Source organism: Phytopseudomonas daroniae, assembly GCF_004327285.1.
GTDB classification, from domain to species: domain Bacteria; phylum Pseudomonadota; class Gammaproteobacteria; order Pseudomonadales; family Pseudomonadaceae; genus Aquipseudomonas; species Aquipseudomonas daroniae.
This window is the reverse complement of record NZ_QJUI01000003.1, coordinates 106,052-122,387: the sequence shown is the minus strand read 5'-3', so window position 1 is coordinate 122,387 and position 16,336 is coordinate 106,052. Positions and strand designations below refer to the sequence as shown.

Here is a 16,336-nt window from a genome sequence, read left to right as displayed (position 1 = left end):
AGGATGCCCACCGATGAGCCAATGGCTCGATAGTCTGACGACCTGGCTCGCGGCCAACCCTCAGTGGCTGGGCCTGGCGATCTTTCTGATCGCCTGCATCGAATGCCTGGCCATCGCCGGCATCATCGTTCCCGGCACGGTGCTGTTGTTCGCCGTTGGCGTGATGGCCGGCAACGGTGCCCTGGGCCTGTGGGAAACCCTGGCGCTGGCGTATTTCGGCGGCCTGCTCGGCGACGCCATTTCCTACGCCCTGGGCCGCTACTTCCATCAGGACATCCGCCGCTTGCCTGGCTTGCGCAGCCACCCCCAGTGGCTCAACGGCGCGCAAACCTACTTCGAACGTTATGGCGTCGCCAGTCTGCTGCTCGGCCGCTACATCGGCCCACTGCGGCCGATGCTGCCAATGGTCGCGGGCATGCTGAGCATGCCGATTGGCCGCTTCATCGCCGTCAGCATGCTGGCCGCCGCTGGCTGGGCAATCGCCTATCTGCTGCCTGGTTGGGCGGCCGGTGCCGCCTTGCGCCTGCCTCTGCCAGCGGGCTTCTGGCCCCAGGCCGCCGTCGTCGCGGCCGGTCTGGCACTGCTCCTGATACTCACCATCCAGAGCAGCCTGCGCGAACAGCACCAGGCCAGCCTGATCGCTGCCGGCCTGGGCGCGATTCTGCTGCTCGCCCTGTTCATCGGCTGGCCGCACCTGATCCAGCTGGATCAGGGCCTGATGACCCTGATCCAGGAGGAGCGCAATCCGCGCTTCGATCATGTGGCGGTACTGATCACCCACTTCGGTGACTTCGACGTGCAACTGGCGGTCGCCATCCTGCTCTGTGTTCTGCTGCTGCTCGCCCGCAAATGGCAGGCCCTGCTGTTCGCCAGTGGCGCCATGCTCAGCACCGCTCTGGCCAATGGCGCCCTCAAGGGACTGTTCGAGCGGGCGCGCCCCGATGTGTTGCTCGAGCCCCTGAGCACCTACAGTTTTCCCAGCGGGCACAGCTCGGCGGCCTTCGCGTTCTTCCTGGTCACGGCCGTGCTTGCCGGCCGCGGGCAACCTGCCCGCCTGCGGCTGACCTGGATACTGCTCGCCTGTCTACCGGCACTCAGCATCGCCCTGTCGCGTGTCTACCTGGGTGTGCATTGGCCGAGCGATATCATCGCCGGCGCCTTGCTGGCCAGCAGCCTGTGCGCACTGAGCCTGGCGCTGATGCAACGCTATGCATCACTGCCTCCGCTGCCGACGAAGGTCTGGGGGGTGGTCGTGCCGAGCTGCGTAGTGCTGCTGACCAGCCTGGCACTGTGGCGGATGTCGGCAGGGGTGGAGATCTACCGCTATTGAGCAGGGCCGTCGCCCTGTAACTGCTCGACCAGATCCTGCAGCATGGCCAGGCGCTGCGCGGCGTCCGGCTCGGCCAGCAAGGCGATCTTCTGCTCGGCGTTGAACGGCAGCAGGTAGCCGAGCTTGTTGGCCAGTTCGGACTGGCTTTCGGCACTGCCGCCCATGTCCAGGCTGGCGACCATCGGGTGTTCGGCCAGCGCGCCAAGCAGCGCCAGCAGATCGGCATGCTCCTCGTCCAGCGGCTGTTGAGGCTCTTCTTCGAGCCATTCGACCTGGGCCAGGGTCAGCTTGTCCGGCAGCACCTGCGCCTGCTTGACGCGAAAACGTCGGCCACCTTGCACCCGGATACCCAGCAGGCCGTTGGGGCGCTGCTGGAAATCGCTGATGATCGCCTCGCAGCCCATCTGGGCGATGCGTTCGGCGGCCTCGCCCACCTCTGCGCCCTCGACGATGCACACCACGCCAAAGCCTTCGCCCTGCTTCATGCAGCGGCTGATCATGTCCAGGTAGCGCGCTTCGAATATCTGCAGATCCAGCACGCAGCCGGGAAACAGGACGGTGTGCAGCGGGAATAAAGGTAGGGTCATTGGGGTTCTCAGTTCAGAAAGACGATAGCCAATGGCAACAGGATGGCAGTGAGCACACCCATCAGGCTCATGGCCAGGGCCGCGAAGGCACCGCACTCCTCGCTCTCCTGCATGGCCCGCGAGGTGCCGACCGCATGGGCGGTCATACCCAGGGCCATGCCCAGGGCAGCGTGATGGCGCACACCGCACCAGCGCAACAGTGACGGCCCGATGATCGCCCCCAGCACACCAGTGATCATCACGAACACCGCAGCCAGCGCGGCCAGGCCGCCGATCTGGCTGGCGACCAGCATGGCAATCGGCGAAGTCACCGACTTGGGCGCCATGCTCATCAGCATATTGTGCTCGGCGCCCAATACCCAGGCCAGGGCGACGCCGAGCGCGGTCGCGACCGCCCCGGCGATCAGCAACGTGAGCACGGTGGGCCAGAATACCTGGCGGATACGCCTGAGGTTGAGGTACAGCGGCACCGCCAGGGCGACGGTAGCCGGGCCGAGAAAAACGGTCAGCGCCTCGGCGCCGGTTTTGTATTCCGTGAAGGTCAACCCGCAGAGCAACAGAATGGCGATGACCAGCATCGTCGACACCAGCACCGGCTGCAGGAATACCCAGCGGGTCTTCTCATAGGCGGCAATCGCCAACTGATAGGCGCCCAGGGTGATGCCCGCGCCAAACAGCGGATGATGGGTCACGGCCATCCAGGCAGCATGCCAGTCGAGCATCATCCTTCCCCCCGACGGCGCGCCTGGCGCTCGATCAGTTTCTGCATCATCCAGCCGGCGAACACCAGGGACAGGATCAACGACAGCACCAACGCACCGATCACCGCCCAGAAATCGGCGACGATCGCCTCGGCGTAGGCCATCACCCCCACAGCCGGCGGCACCAGCAGCAGCGGCAGGTACTTGAGCAGGCTGCTGGCGGCCTGCTGGATCGGCTCGTCGACCTCACCGCGGCAGAGCAGAAACACCACCAACAGCAGCATGCCGAGAATCGGCCCTGGCAGCATCGGTAGAAACAGTGCATTGATTGCCGTGCCAAGCAGTTGGCACAGCACCAGCCAGAACAGGCCACGAAGCAACATGGAAACTCCCCTCAGACGCTGGGCAGGCACCCCAAGCGGGACGCACCACCTTACTAAGGCGGCCATTATAGGCAGGTAACGCAGGTGGCTTAACAGTGTGCGAACGCATGCCACGACGCAGTAGCACGCGCATTTTACCTGCCTGGGCGTCGCCAGACGCTTTACGGCATACTGCCGATATCGCTCACCCGACCTGGACGCCCCGCATGTTCCGCCTCGCGCCTTTGGCCCTGATTCTTTTCCTCACAGCCTGCGGCCAGAGCACACCCTTGCTGCCTCCCGACGCCATCCTGCCCGACGGTTCGCGCTACCACGGCAACGTGGTCGATGGCCTGTTGCAGGGCAAAGGGCGCCTGGATTACGCCGACGGCAGTTGGTTCATCGGCCACTTCCTCGATGGCCAGCGCCATGGTGCCGGTGAGTGGCATGGCGCCAACGGCGAACATTATGTTGGCGAATTCAGCGCGGGCAGTTTCGACGGCCAGGGCACGCTGAAGAATGCCGACGGCAGCCAATACAGCGGCGGTTTCGCCAACGGTCGTTTCAGTGGCGAAGGGACTCTGGAGGAAGCCGGGCAGATCTACCGTGGACAATTCCGTGATGGCCGCTTCCACGGTCTGGGCACTCTGGAGCAGGCAGACGGCAGTCGTTTCCAGGGCCGCTTCGTAAAAGGCCTGCCGGATGGCCAGGGCGTGCGCGAGGACGAACTCGGTAACCAACTCTCCGGCCATTTCGCGGGCGGCCAGCTCAAAGGCGCCGGCAACTACCGCAGCAGCGAAGGCGATAGCTACGACGGCGAATTGCAGGACAGCCTGTTCCACGGCAAGGGCCGCTATCAGAGCGTGACGGGCGATATCTGGAGCGGTACTTTCGTAGAAGGCTCCCTCAGCGGCCAGGGCGAATACACCGGCAGCGACGGCAGCCGCTATCAGGGACAATTCAGGGATTGGCGCTACCAGGGTGAAGGCCGCCTGCAACAGGCGGATGGCAGTCGCTTCGATGGCCGCTTCACCAATGGTCGCTTCCACGGCGAAGGCACTTTGACCCTGGCCGACGGCACACGCCAACAGGGCACCTGGCAACGCGGCCTGCGGGTACGTGACGAAAACGGCCAGGCCCTACCGGATCCGCTCGAAATCGGCCTGTTGAAACAGGGCGAGCTGCTCGACCAGGCCATCACTGCGCTGCCACAGTCCACCCCACGCAGCGAACTCTATGCCCTGACGCTGGCCGGCGACGGCAAGCAGAGCGTGTTCCTGCGCGAAGCCGACTATGTCGCAAACCTGCTCTCCGAGCGTTTCTCCGCCTATGGTCGCATCACCCTGGCCAACCATCGCGACCACTTGGCCGACCGCCCGCTGGCGACCCGGGAAAACCTGCGCCGCGCCGTGCAGGCCATCGCCGAGCGCAGCGGCCCGGAAGACTTGGTGTTCATCTACCTGACCAGCCACGGTTCGCGCGGCCATGAACTGAACCTGGATCAGCCACGCCTGCAGCTGGCCGATCTGCCCGCCGACGAGTTGGCCACGCTGTTGCAACCGCTGGCCGACCGGCACAAGGTGGTGGTGATTTCCGCCTGCTACTCCGGAGGCTTCATCCCGGCCCTGAAGGACGACAAGACCCTGCTGATGACCGCCGCACGCGCTGACCGGGTGTCGTTCGGCTGCTCCGAAGAAGCCGACTTCACCTATTTCGGTCGGGCGCTGTTCGCCGAGGCGCTGCAGCAGACGGACGACCTGCAACGCGCGTTCGATCTGGCCAGCGCTGCCGTCGCAGAACGCGAACAGACCGATGGTTTCGAGCCGTCCGAGCCGCAGATATGGGCTCCGCCTGCCGTACTGAAGCACTGGAATGCACTGCGTCAGCAACCAAGCGAAGCGGCCGTGAACGATAAATCGGCCGCAGCTCCCTAAATCAGGGTCTGTTGGCGTTTCAGCGCAAGCCGCGTTGAAACGTCAACGGATCCTATGTCTGTAGGAAAAATCACCGAGTGCAGGTACTTTTCGTACAGAGCCAAGAATCGAAACAGCAGTCGAGGATCGACCATGTACCTGACACCCCAGCACATTCTTCTGGCAGGCGCCTCCGGCATGACCGGCGAGCACCTGCTGGATCGCTTGCTCAACGAACCCACCGTCGAGCGTGTGCTGGCTCCGAGTCGCAGGCCGCTGGCCGAACATCCCCATCTGGAAAACCCGGTCGGGGAACTGCTCGACCTGTTGCCCACGCTCAATGGCCCGGTGAATACCGCCTTCTGCTGCCTGGGCAGCACCATCAAACAGTCGGGATCGCAAGATGCCTTCCGCGCGGTCGATCACGATCTGGTGGTGGCGTTCGCCAAGCGCGCCCTGGAGCTGGGCGCGCGGCATCTGCTGGTGGTCAGCGCTATCGGTGCCGACCCGCGTTCCTCGGTGTTCTACAACCGCATCAAGGGCGAAACCGAGGAAGCCCTCAAAGCGCAGGGCTGGCCGCAACTGACCCTGGCTCGCCCTTCCCTGCTGCTTGGCCCGCGCAACGAGTTCCGCCTCGGCGAGCGCCTGGCAGCACCGTTCATGCGCTGGCTGCCAGGCAAGCACCGCGCCATCGACGTGACCGCCCTGGCCCGTGCACTGTGGCGCCTGGCCCTCGAAGAAGACCAGGGCCTGCGCGTGGTCGAGTCGGACGAACTGCGCCGCCTGGGCCGCTGAGGGCGACCTTCATAGCCGGGCGCGCGGGTCGAGCGGATCGATCATCCCGGCGACGATGGCCATGCCCACCAGATCGGCGAGGCGTTCGGCCTGCATGCGCTTCATCACCCGCGCCCGATACAGGTCGACGGTCTTCACGCTGATCGCCAGTTGCTCGGCGATTTCGCGGTTGGTGTAGCCCTGCACCAGCGGCAGCAACACGTCACGCTCGCGCGGGGTGAGGCTGGCCAGGCGTTCCTGCAACTGGCTGTAGCCGCTGCTGCCGGAGCGCCTGGCGTCGATGCTGCTGAGCGCCTGCTGCACGCTGTCGAGCAGCAGTTGCTCGTTGTAGGGCTTTTCGATGAAGTCGCGGGCGCCGGCCTTGAACGCCCGCACCACGATCGGCACGTCGGCATGACCGCTGACGAAGATCACCGGCAGGTCGAGGCCGCGGGCGCGCATTTCCTCCTGCACGTTCAGCCCGCCCATGCCGGGCATGCGCACGTCGAGCAGCACGCAGGCGTTGAGGCTGGCGTCGCAGGCCTCGAGAAAGGCACGGCCGCTGGTGAAGGGCACAGCCTTGAGACCGACCGATTCGAACAGCCAGACGGTCGAGTCGAGCATGCCCTGGTCGTCGTCGACCACATAGACCAGTTGTTGCTGTTGCAGGGTCATCCGTTATTCCTCTTATTGTTTTCCGCGATCCCTGGCAGGCGGCCGCCGCCGCTGCCAGGGGCCTGTCTCATGCATCCACGTCGTCGCTGCGTGCTGGCGGCAGGCGACAGGTCAGGCACAGGCCGCCGCCCGGATACGGCCGGGCCTCCAGCGCGCCGCCGAAGCCCTCGACGATGCTGCGGCTCATCGACAGCCCGAGCCCCAGGCCATCCGGCTTGCTGGTGTAGAACGGGGTGAAGATCCGCTGCAGTTCGTCCTCGCCAAGCCCCGGCCCCTGGTCGCAGACCCTGACGTGCAGGGCGCCGTCGGCCGCTGCCGTGGCCTCCAGCAGGATATCCGAGGCCTGACCCGGGTGCGCCTCGCGGTTGGCGTCGATGGCGTTGCGCAGCAGGTTGAGCAGCACCTGCTCCAGCAGCACCCGGTCGGCGTACACCGTTGGCAGGCCGGCCGGCAAGCGCTCCTGGATCAGCACCTGGCTGGCGCCGGCCTCCCAGGCGCACAGGCGCACCGCCTCGCGCGCCACTTCGGCCACGTCGAGCGCCTGCATGCGCCGCTGGCCCTTGCGCAGGAAGGCGCGCAGCCGCTTGATCACCGCGGAGGCGTGGTTGGCGTGTTCGGTGATGCGCAGCAGGCCCTGGGCCACGCGCTCGACGGCCTGCGGGTTGCGGCCCAGGGACTGCAGGTAGCGCTGGCTGGCGCTGGCGTAATTGACCACGGCGGCCAGCGGCTGGTTGATTTCATGGGCGATGCCCGAGGCCAGCTCGCCCAGGGTCACCAGGCGCGCGGTATGCGCCAGCTCGTCCTGGTGCCGGCGCTGCTGCGCCTCGCGCAGTTCGCGCTCGGTCATGTCGCGCGCCACCAGCGAGTAGTAGCGTTCGCCTCCCGCCGCCCGGTGCGCCAGCAGCACCAGCGAGACCGGCACCGAGACGCCGCCGTGCAGCGGCTGCAGGCGGCAGTCGTCGCTCCACACCCCGGTTCGCTCGGCGGCGCTCCAGCCGGCGTGCCGCAGGCGCTGCAGGTCGTCGCTGGCGAATAGCTCGGCGAGCGTCGGCATCGCCTGTCCGTCGCCAAGTTCGAGCATGCGCCGGGCGGCCGGATTGAGGTAGGTGACCCGGCCCTCGGGGTCGAGGAACAGCACCGGGTCGGTGTTGGCTTCCACCACTTCGGCCAGGCGCCGCTTGTTCTCTTCGGCCTGCACCCGCGCGGTGATGTCCCGCGATACGCTGACCACCTCGACCACCGCGCCGGTATAGGTTTCGCGGATGGCCCGGCTGGCGGTCTCGAACCAGAGATAGTGGCCGTCGCGGTGGCGGATGCGGAAGGTCATGGTGTGGTAGCCGTCCTGCTCCAGCGCATCGCGGGCGCGCTGCACCAGTTGCGCCAGATCCTGGGCATGGAACAGGCCCTGGGCCGGCCGCCCGCGCAGCGACTCCGGCCAGTAGCCGAGCAGCGTCCAGGACGCTGGCGACGCATCGAGGAAACGCCCGTCCGGGGTGTGCCGGGAAATCAGGTCGGTGGTGTTCTCGGTGATCAGCCGGTACAGGCGCCGCGCCTTGGCCGCCTCGCGCTCAGCGCCAATCTCCCGGGTGGCGTCGCGGCAGCGGGCCAGCACCCGGTTCTCCTGCGGGTCGGGAATGAAGACCCAGATCAGGATGCGTTCCCCACACTCGGCCTCCACCTCCTCGATGGCCCGCCGCTGCGCCAGGCAGGCGCGCACCAGCGAGCGGTGGTTCACCGGCAGGAAGCCCGCCACCTCGTTCAACGGCCGCTCGGCGAGCAGCGCCAGCAGCGCGGCATTCAGCTCCAGCGGGCGCGCCCGGGCGTCCAGCAGCAGGCTCGGCTGCGGATCGTGGCCCAGCAACGGCGAACCGCGCAGCAGGCCGTTGGCCATGGCCAGCAGGGTGCCCAGCAGTTCCGCCACCCAGCCCAGCCAGTCGAGGCTCACGCCTTCGTGCACCTCGACCAGCAGCAGCCCGGCCTGGCCCGGCTGCAGCGCCAGGTCGAACACCTGGCCATGGCTGATGGCCGCGCGGCGCAGGCGGCCGGACAGCCAGCAGTCGAGCAGGCGCAGCCGATCCAGGGCGATCCGCCCCTCGTCGGCCAGCCGCTCGAACAGCGCCTGGTCGCTGGCCTGCATGGGATCGCCCTGGCCCGGCGGCAGGTGCTGGGCGCTGCCCTCGTGGCTGTAGATACGCGCGCCTTCCTGCCAGCTCAGGTAGAACGCCTGGCGCACCTCGGGGCAGCCGCGCAGCGCCTGGCACAGGGCGTCGGCGCGGGCCGCCAGCGGCACGCCTTCACGCTGCAGGCGCAACCAGGTATGCAAGCGAACCGGGGTATGAGTCATCGGGGCTCCTGTCTCGAAGGGAGCCCAGCATATCGCCACGCCGCGCGGATGGCTGTATACATTCAGCACGACGCCATCAAATATAGTAGATATACTATAATACTCAGGTACTACTTCCATACACGGCCGAGATTGATATATAAAGCACCCTGAATACCTAACCGAGCTCCCGGAACAGCCGAGGAGCATCGGACATAAAGAGCTAACAATCAGCCACCGGGTGCCCAGCATGTCGATCTTTGAACAGGGTCTCGCCCCTGCCGCCGTGAACCATATCGCCCTGTCTCCGCTCAGCTTCATCGAGCGTACCGCCAGCGTCTATCCGAACTACCCCGCCGTGATCCACGGCTCGATCCGCCGCAACTGGGCCGAGACCTACGTCCGTTGCCGGCGCCTGGCGTCGGCCCTGGCCGGACGCGGCATCGGCAAGGGCGATACGGTGGCGGTGATGCTGCCGAACATCCCCGCCATGCTCGAGGCACATTTCGGCGTGCCGATGATCGGCGCGGTGCTCAACACCCTCAACGTGCGCCTGGATGCCGAGGCCATCGCCTTCATGCTGCAGCACGGCGAGGCCAAGGTGCTGATCGCCGACCGCGAGTTCTTCGACGTGATCCACGCCGCCATCGGCATGCTCGACCACCCGCCGCTGGTGATCGACGTGGACGATCCCGAGTACGGCGAAGGCCAGGCGGTCAGCGACCTCGACTACGAAGCGCTGCTGGCCGAAGGCGACCCGCAGTTCGCCTGGTCGTGGCCGGGCGACGAATGGGACGCCATCTCGCTCAATTACACCTCCGGCACCACCGGCAACCCCAAGGGCGTGGTCTACCACCACCGCGGCGCCTTCCTCAACGCCATGGGCAACCAGATGACCTGGGCCATGGGCAACCACCCGGTGTACCTGTGGACCCTGCCGATGTTCCACTGCAACGGCTGGTGCTACCCCTGGACCATCACCGCGCTGGCCGGCGTGCACGTGTTCCTGCGCCGGGTCGACCCGCAGAAGATCCTCACCCTGATCCGCGACGAGCAGGTCACCCACCTGTGCGGCGCGCCCATCGTGCTCAATGCCCTGGTGAACATGCCGGCCGAGGCCAAGGCGGCCATCGACCATCCGGTTCAGGCCATGGTCGCCGGTGCCGCGCCGCCGGCCAAGGTGATCGGCGCCGTGGAGGAAATGGGCATCAAGGTCACCCACGTCTATGGCCTCACCGAGGTCTACGGCCCGGTCACCCTGTGCGCCTGGCACGCCGAGTGGGACGAGCTGCCGCTGGAGCAGCGCGCCGAGATCAAGGCCCGCCAGGGGGTGCGCTACCCGACCCTGGAGGGGGTGATGGTCGCCGACCCCAAGACCCTCGAACCGACTCCGCGCGACGGCCAGACCATCGGCGAGATCTTCATGCGCGGCAACACCGTGATGAAGGGCTACCTGAAGAATCCCAGCGCCACCGCCGAAGCCTTCGAGGGTGGCTGGTTCCACACCGGCGACCTGGCCGTGTGCCACCCGGACGGCTACGTGGAAATCAAGGATCGGCTCAAGGACATCATCATCTCCGGCGGCGAGAATATCTCCACCATCGAGGTCGAGGGCGTGCTCTACCGCCACCCGGCGGTGCTGGAAGCGGCCGTGGTCGCCCGCCCCGACGAGAAGTGGGGCGAGACGCCATGCGCCTTCATCACCGCCAAGGCCGACCAGCAGGGCGTGCGCGAAGCCGACATCATCGCTTTCTGTCGCGAGCACCTGGCCAGCTTCAAGGTGCCACGCACGGTGGTCTTCACCCAATTGCCGAAGACCAGCACCGGCAAGATCCAGAAGTTCGTCCTGCGCGACATGGCCAGGGCCCTCTGAGGCGCAGCGCAAACAACCGAAAACAGCGCTGAAAGGCTGGAAGCGGCACGACAAGCGGCACGAAGCCGCTGGAAAGCCGGTTTTTTCCGTCCAAGCGCCTTTTATCGAATGACCACAGCGTGTCGGCCCGCCACCCGCGGCGGGCCTGGCTACAACAAAAACAAAGGAGCCGCACAATGAACCGACCCGAACTGTCCCACGCGCAGAGTTGCGAGCGCATCCGCGCCAACCCCAAGTTCCAGGCACTGGCGCGCAGCCGCGCGCGGCTGGCCTGGTCGCTGACCGCCCTGGTGCTGGGCGGCTACTACCTGTTCATGCTGGTGGTGGCGTTCGCCCCGCAGTGGCTGCATGCGCCGCTGGGCAGCGGCAGCCAGCTGACCGTCGGCATCCCCGCCGCCGCCGCGGTCATCGTGCTGTCCTGGCTGCTCACCGGCTGGTACGTGCGCGTCGCCAACACCCGTTTCGACGCGCTCGGCGCCGAACTGCTGGAGGATCTGCAATGAACCGCCGCCTCCTCATCGGCAGCGCCGCCCTGCTCGGCCTGCTGCCACTGGCCGCCAGCGCCGCGCCGGCGCTGGCCGACAAGCAGCCGCTGAACCTGCACGCCATCGCCATGTTCTTCGTGTTCGTCATGGGCACCCTGGCGATCACCTGGTGGGCCGCGCGGCAGACCAAGTCCACCTCCGACTTCTACACCGCCGGCGGCGGCATCAGCGGCTTCCAGAACGGCCTGGCGATCGCCGGCGACTACATGTCCGCCGCCACCCTGCTGGGCCTGTCCAGCCTGGTGTTCGCCAGGGGCTACGACGGCTTCATCTACACCGTGGCGTTCTTCGTCGGCTGGCCGATCATCACCTTTCTGATGGCCGAACGCCTGCGCAACCTGGGCCGCTACACCTTCGCCGACATCGTCTCCTACCGCCTCGACCAGACCCGCATCCGCACCTTCGCCGCGTTCGGCTCGCTGACCGTGGTGTGCTGCTACCTGGTGGTGCAGATGGTCGGCGCCGGCCAGTTGATCAAGCTGCTGTTCGGCCTCGACTACAGCACCGCGGTGATGGTGGTCGGCGTGCTGATGCTGGTCTACGTGATCTTCGGCGGCATGATCGCCACCACCTGGGTGCAGATCATCAAGGCCGTGCTGCTGTTAGTCGGCGGCACCACCCTGGCCGGCCTGGCCCTGGCCGAGTTCGGTTTCAGCCTGGAGACCCTGGCCGCCCGCGCGGTCGAGGCGCACGCCATCGGCTGGGACATCATGGGCCCGGGCAGCATGCTCGCCGACCCGATCAACGCCGCCTCGCTGTCCCTCGGCCTGGTGTTCGGCATCGCCGGCCTGCCGCACATCCTGATGCGCTTCTTCACCGTGCCCAACGCCAAGGAAGCGCGCAAATCGGTGTTCTACGCCACCGGCTTCATCGGCTTCTTCTTCCTGGTGGTGATGGTGCTGGGCTACGCCGCCATCGTCATCGTCGGCAGCGACCCGCAGTTCTTCGTCGGCGGCGATACCGCCGGCGCGCTGATCGGCGGCGGCAACATGGTGGCCATGCACCTGGCCAAGGCGGTGGGCGGCAACCTGTTCCTCGGCTTCCTCTCCGCCGTGGCCTTCGCCACCATCCTCGCGGTGGTCGCCGGCCTGGCCCTGGCCGGCGCCTCGGCGATCTCCCACGACCTCTACGCCACCGTCTGGAAGAAGGGTACGGCCAGCGAGAAGGACGAGATGCGCGTGACCCGCATCGCCACCGTCGGCCTGGGCATCGTCGCCATCGGCCTGGGCATCCTGTTCGAGCAGCAGAACGTCGCCTTCCTGGTCGGCCTGACCTTCGGCATCGCCGCCTCCACCAACTTCCCGGTGCTGATCATGGCCATGTACTGGAAGGATCTGACCACCCAGGGCGCCCTGGCCGGCGGCTTCGCCGGACTGGTCACCGCCCTGGTGCTGGTGATCCTGTCGCCGGCGGTGTGGGTGGCGGTACTGGGCAACGCCGAGGCGATCTACCCCTACGACCACCCGGCGCTGTTCTCCATGCCGCTGGCGTTCCTGGTGATCGTGGTGGTCTCCAGGCTCGATCGCAGCGCCCGCGCCGCCCGCGAGCGCGCCGCCTTCGACGACCAGTTCGTGCGCGCCCAGACCGGTCTGGGCGCGGCCGCCGCCTCCAGCCACTGAATGCCGGGCGGGCCTGCCCCGCCCTCGTACAACCCTCGCCAGGCAGCCCGCCTGGCTCGTTCATGAGGTACAGCAATGCCCGACTACAACGCCCCCCTGCGCGACATGCGTTTCGTCCTGCATGAGGTGTTCGACGCCCCGAGCCTGTGGGCGCGCCTGCCGGCCCTGGCCGAGACGGTGGATGCCGCCACTGCCGACGCCATCCTCGAAGAAGCGGCCAAGGTCACCGGCACGCTGATCGCCCCGCTCAACCGCAGCGGCGACGAGGAAGGCGCGCACTGGCAAGACGGTATCGTCACCACGCCCCAGGGCTTCAAGGAGGCCTACGCCACCTATATCGGCGGCGGCTGGGTCGGGCTGTCCGGCAACCCCGCCTACGGCGGCATGGGCATGCCCAAGATGCTCGCCGTGCAGTTCGAGGAAATGCTCTACGCCGCCGGCTCCAGCTTCGCCCTGTATTCGGCGCTGAGTTCCGGCGCCTGCCTGGCGATCGACGCCCACGCCAGCGAAGCGCTGAAGAGCACCTACCTGCCGCCGATGTACGAGGGCCGCTGGGCCGGCTCCATGTGCCTGACCGAAGCCCATGCCGGCACCGACCTGGGCATCATCAGAACCCGCGCCGAGGCTCAGGCCGACGGCAGCTATGCGATCAGCGGCAGCAAGATCTTCATCACCGGCGGCGAGCACGACCTGACCGAGAACATCGTCCACCTGGTGCTGGCCAAGCTGCCGGGCGCGCCGGCCGGGCCGAAAGGCATCTCGCTGTTCCTGGTGCCCAAGCTCCTGGTCAACGCCGACGGCAGCCTCGGTGCGCGCAACGCGGTGAGCTGTGGTTCCATCGAGCACAAGATGGGCATCAAGGCCTCGAGCACCTGCGTGATGAACTTCGATGGCGCCACCGGCTACCTGATCGGCGAGGAAAACCGCGGCCTGGCGGCGATGTTCACGATGATGAACTACGAGCGCCTGTCCATCGGCATCCAGGGCATCGGTTGCGCCGAGGCGTCCTACCAGAACGCCGCGGCCTACGCCCGCGAGCGCCTGCAGAGCCGCGCGCCGAGCGGCGCGCAGGCCCAGGACAAGGTCGCCGACCCGATCATCGTGCACCCGGACGTGCGCCGCATGCTGCTGACCATGCGCGCCATGAGCGAAGGCGGGCGCGCCTTCGCCAGCTACGTCGGCCAGCAGCTCGACCTGAGCAAGTTCTCCGCCGATGCCGACGAGCGACAGGCCGCCGACGCCCTGGTCGCCCTGCTCACCCCGGTGGCCAAGGCGTTCTTCACCGACAGCGGCCTGGAAAGCTGCATCCATGGCCAGCAGGTATTCGGCGGCCACGGCTATATCCGCGAATGGGGCCAGGAACAGCTGGTGCGCGACGTGCGCATCGCGCAGATCTACGAAGGCACCAACGGCATCCAGGCCCTCGACCTGCTCGGGCGCAAGGTGATCGCCAACGGCGGCGCCGCGTTGCGCCTGTTCGCCAGAGAAATCCGCCACTTCGCCCAGCACCCCGGCACAGCCTATGGCAGCGAGCTGAGCCAGGCCCTGGAACGCCTGGAAACGCTCAGCGGCTGGCTGCTGGAACAGGCCAAGGCCGACCCCAACGCGGTCGGCGCCGCCTCGGTGGACTACCTGCACCTGTTCGGCTACGTGGCCTACGCCTACATGTGGGCGCGCATGGCCGCGGTGGCCGAGGCCCGGCGCGATGACGACCCGGCCTTCTATGGCGCCAAGCTGGCCACCGCCGCGTTCTACTTCGCCCGCCTGCTGCCACGCACCCTGAGCCTGGAAGCGAGCATCCGCGCCGGCAGCGCGCCGCTCTATGGGATGAGCGCCGAACAGTTCTGAGCGTTTGCGCGGCATCACTGCCCGAGAGATGCCGCGCCTTTTTATTCGAACCGCCCGGTGCGCACGCCGCACCCCACGAGGAAACCCCATGCGTGACGTCGTCATAGTTGCCGCCACCCGTACCGCCATCGGCACCTTCCAGGGCTCCCTGAGCCGCATTCCCGCGCCGGAGCTCGGCGCCGCGGTGATCCGCCGGCTGCTGGCCGACAGCGGCCTGCCCGGCGAGCAGGTGGACGAAGTGATCCTCGGCCAGGTGCTCACCGCCGGCAGCGGGCAGAACCCCGCACGCCAGGCCGCGCTCAAGGCCGGCCTGCCGCACACCGTGCCGGCGCTGACCCTGAACAAGGTCTGCGGCTCCGGCCTCAAGGCCGTGCACCTGGGCGCCCAGGCCATCGCCTGCGGCGACGCCGAGGTGGTGATCGCCGGTGGCCAGGAGAACATGAGCCTGTCGCCCTACCTCATGCCCGGCGCCCGCACGGGGCTGCGCATGGGCCACGCCAAGGCGATCGACAGCATGCTGCAGGACGGCCTGTGGGACGCCTTCAACGACTACCACATGGGCATCACCGCGGAGAACCTGGCCGAACAATATGGCATCGGCCGCGACGAGCAGGATGCCTTCGCCGCCCGCTCCCAGCAGCGCGCCTGCGCGGCGATCGAGGCCGGACGCTTCACGGATGAGATCACCCCGGTCGAGATTCCCCAGCGCTACGGCGAGACGGTGATCTTCCAGCAGGACGAGCAACCGCGCCCCGACACCAGCGCCGCGTCCCTGGCCACGCTGCGCCCCGCGTTCAAGCGCGATGGCAGCGTCACCGCCGGCAACGCCTCGACCCTCAACGACGGCGCCGCCGCCGTGCTGCTGATGAGTGCCGGAAAGGCCGCCAGCCTCGGCCTGCCGGTACTGGCGCGCATCAAGGCCCAGGCCAGCGCCGGGGTCGATCCGGCGATCATGGGCATCGGCCCGGTGTTCGCCACCTGCAAGGCCCTGGACAAGGCCGGCTGGAGCCTGGAACAACTCGACCTGGTGGAGGCCAACGAAGCCTTCGCCGCCCAGGCCATCGCGGTCGGCCGCGAGCTGGGCTGGGACAGCGGCAAGGTCAACGTCAACGGCGGCGCCATCGCCCTCGGCCATCCCATCGGCGCGTCCGGCTGCCGTATCCTGGTCAGCCTGCTCCACGAGATGCGCCGGCGCGATGCGAAGAAGGGCCTGGCCACCCTGTGCATCGGCGGCGGCCAGGGCGTGGCGCTGGCGGTGGAGCGCGATTGAGCGGCCCAGCCGGGGCTTGACTGCGACGTCATGGCCAGAGTGATGCGTTCGGGGCCAGCCATGCTCAAGCCTCCAGATCCAGAGCGGCAGCCGGCTTGCCATGCAGGCCACCGAAACCGCCGTTGCTCATGATCACCACCTGGACACCGGCTCGGGCTTCGGCCTTGCCCCCAGCGATGATCGCCTCCAGCGAGTCGCAGACCCGGATCGGCACGACACCGACATGGCGCGCCTGCCACTGTCCGCCATCGCCGGTGGTCTGTACCGGCGTCCAGCAGGTCGGTAGCGACTACTTCCAGCAACGCCAGCTCAAACGCGGTGCCGCTGGCTGGGTGCTGCCGGTCGGCCTCCCGCGCAACCTAGGCAGCCCCACCCGAAGGGCTGGGCTCCCCTGCGTTTCTCGCCGGCTCATTTGGCCAGCCAGACTTCGCGGCTCGTGCCTTGCCTCGCGGCAAAACGGGCTCCGGCGCGGTCGTGCTGAAACGTCAACAGATCCCAGGCCCTGACCTGCTCAGC

Annotated in this window: 13 protein-coding genes and 1 pseudogene; 8 read left to right on the top strand and 6 right to left on the bottom strand. The window is 67.4% G+C overall.

Features of this window, described 5'->3' with window-relative positions; translation table 11 throughout:
* Positions 1-13 precede the first annotated feature (13 nt).
* Positions 14-1,330: a bifunctional DedA family/phosphatase PAP2 family protein gene (locus tag DNK06_RS04125; protein WP_131178772.1), complete on the top strand. Its 1,317-nt coding sequence runs from the start codon at positions 14-16 to the stop codon at positions 1,328-1,330.
* On the opposite strand, the gene DNK06_RS04120 is transcribed toward DNK06_RS04125, so the two are convergent.
* From DNK06_RS04120 to DNK06_RS04110, 3 genes are read right to left on the bottom strand one after another with little or no spacing between them, the layout of a single operon-like run.
* Positions 1,324-1,917 carry an LON peptidase substrate-binding domain-containing protein gene (locus DNK06_RS04120; RefSeq protein ID WP_131178771.1) on the bottom strand — a complete coding sequence of 198 codons (594 nt, stop codon included), beginning with the start codon at positions 1,915-1,917 and terminating at the stop codon, positions 1,324-1,326. The genes DNK06_RS04125 and DNK06_RS04120 overlap by 7 nt on opposite strands.
* 8 nt (positions 1,918-1,925) lie before the next feature.
* On the bottom strand, positions 1,926-2,642 hold the full coding sequence (locus DNK06_RS04115; RefSeq protein WP_131178770.1) for an LrgB family protein: 717 nt from the start codon (positions 2,640-2,642) through the stop codon (positions 1,926-1,928).
* Positions 2,639-3,001, bottom strand: a complete 363-nt coding sequence (locus tag DNK06_RS04110) for a CidA/LrgA family protein (RefSeq protein ID WP_131178769.1) — start codon at positions 2,999-3,001, stop codon at positions 2,639-2,641. Before DNK06_RS04110 ends, DNK06_RS04115 begins: the two co-directional genes overlap by 4 nt.
* A 206-nt stretch (positions 3,002-3,207) precedes the next feature.
* Between DNK06_RS04110 and DNK06_RS04105 the strand changes: the two genes are divergently transcribed.
* Positions 3,208-4,914 carry a C13 family peptidase gene (locus DNK06_RS04105; protein ID WP_131178768.1) on the top strand — a complete coding sequence of 569 codons (1,707 nt, stop codon included), beginning with the start codon at positions 3,208-3,210 and terminating at the stop codon, positions 4,912-4,914.
* A 132-nt stretch (positions 4,915-5,046) separates the two neighbouring features.
* Positions 5,047-5,688, top strand: coding sequence for an oxidoreductase (locus tag DNK06_RS04100; protein WP_131178767.1), 642 nt, complete (start codon positions 5,047-5,049; stop codon positions 5,686-5,688).
* Between the two features lie 9 nt (positions 5,689-5,697).
* Here DNK06_RS04100 and DNK06_RS04095 read toward each other — a convergent pair whose 3' ends face one another.
* Entirely contained in the window at positions 5,698-6,342 is a 645-nt protein-coding gene (locus tag DNK06_RS04095) for a response regulator transcription factor (RefSeq protein ID WP_131178766.1), read from the bottom strand.
* Between the two features lie 67 nt (positions 6,343-6,409).
* On the bottom strand, positions 6,410-8,686 hold the full coding sequence (locus DNK06_RS04090) for a PAS domain-containing sensor histidine kinase (RefSeq protein ID WP_131174935.1): 2,277 nt from the start codon (positions 8,684-8,686) through the stop codon (positions 6,410-6,412).
* Positions 8,687-8,915: 229 nt separating this feature from the next.
* Here DNK06_RS04090 and DNK06_RS04085 point away from each other — a divergent pair, with 229 nt between their 5' ends.
* The 5 genes from DNK06_RS04085 (at position 8,916) to DNK06_RS04065 (ending at position 15,820) form a co-directional block, all read left to right on the top strand.
* Positions 8,916-10,538, top strand: coding sequence for an acyl-CoA synthetase (locus DNK06_RS04085; RefSeq protein WP_131178765.1), 1,623 nt, complete (start codon positions 8,916-8,918; stop codon positions 10,536-10,538).
* A 176-nt stretch (positions 10,539-10,714) separates the two neighbouring features.
* Entirely contained in the window at positions 10,715-11,041 is a 327-nt protein-coding gene (locus DNK06_RS04080; protein WP_131178764.1) for a DUF485 domain-containing protein, read from the top strand.
* A complete protein-coding gene (locus DNK06_RS04075; RefSeq protein ID WP_131178763.1) occupies positions 11,038-12,702 on the top strand; it encodes a cation acetate symporter in 1,665 nt (554 codons plus the stop codon). The genes DNK06_RS04080 and DNK06_RS04075 overlap by 4 nt, the downstream gene beginning before the upstream one ends.
* A 75-nt stretch (positions 12,703-12,777) precedes the next feature.
* A complete protein-coding gene (locus tag DNK06_RS04070; protein WP_131178762.1) occupies positions 12,778-14,550 on the top strand; it encodes an acyl-CoA dehydrogenase C-terminal domain-containing protein in 1,773 nt (590 codons plus the stop codon).
* 88 nt (positions 14,551-14,638) lie between these two features.
* Positions 14,639-15,820 (top strand): acetyl-CoA C-acetyltransferase, encoded by a 1,182-nt coding sequence (locus tag DNK06_RS04065; protein ID WP_131174940.1) that lies wholly within the window; start codon positions 14,639-14,641, stop codon positions 15,818-15,820.
* Between the two features lie 64 nt (positions 15,821-15,884).
* On the opposite strand, the pseudogene DNK06_RS04060 reads toward DNK06_RS04065, so the two are convergent.
* Positions 15,885-16,040, bottom strand: a pseudogene (locus tag DNK06_RS04060) (UDP-N-acetylmuramate:L-alanyl-gamma-D-glutamyl-meso-diaminopimelate ligase); the annotation flags it as partial.
* Positions 16,041-16,336: the final 296 nt, after the last annotated feature.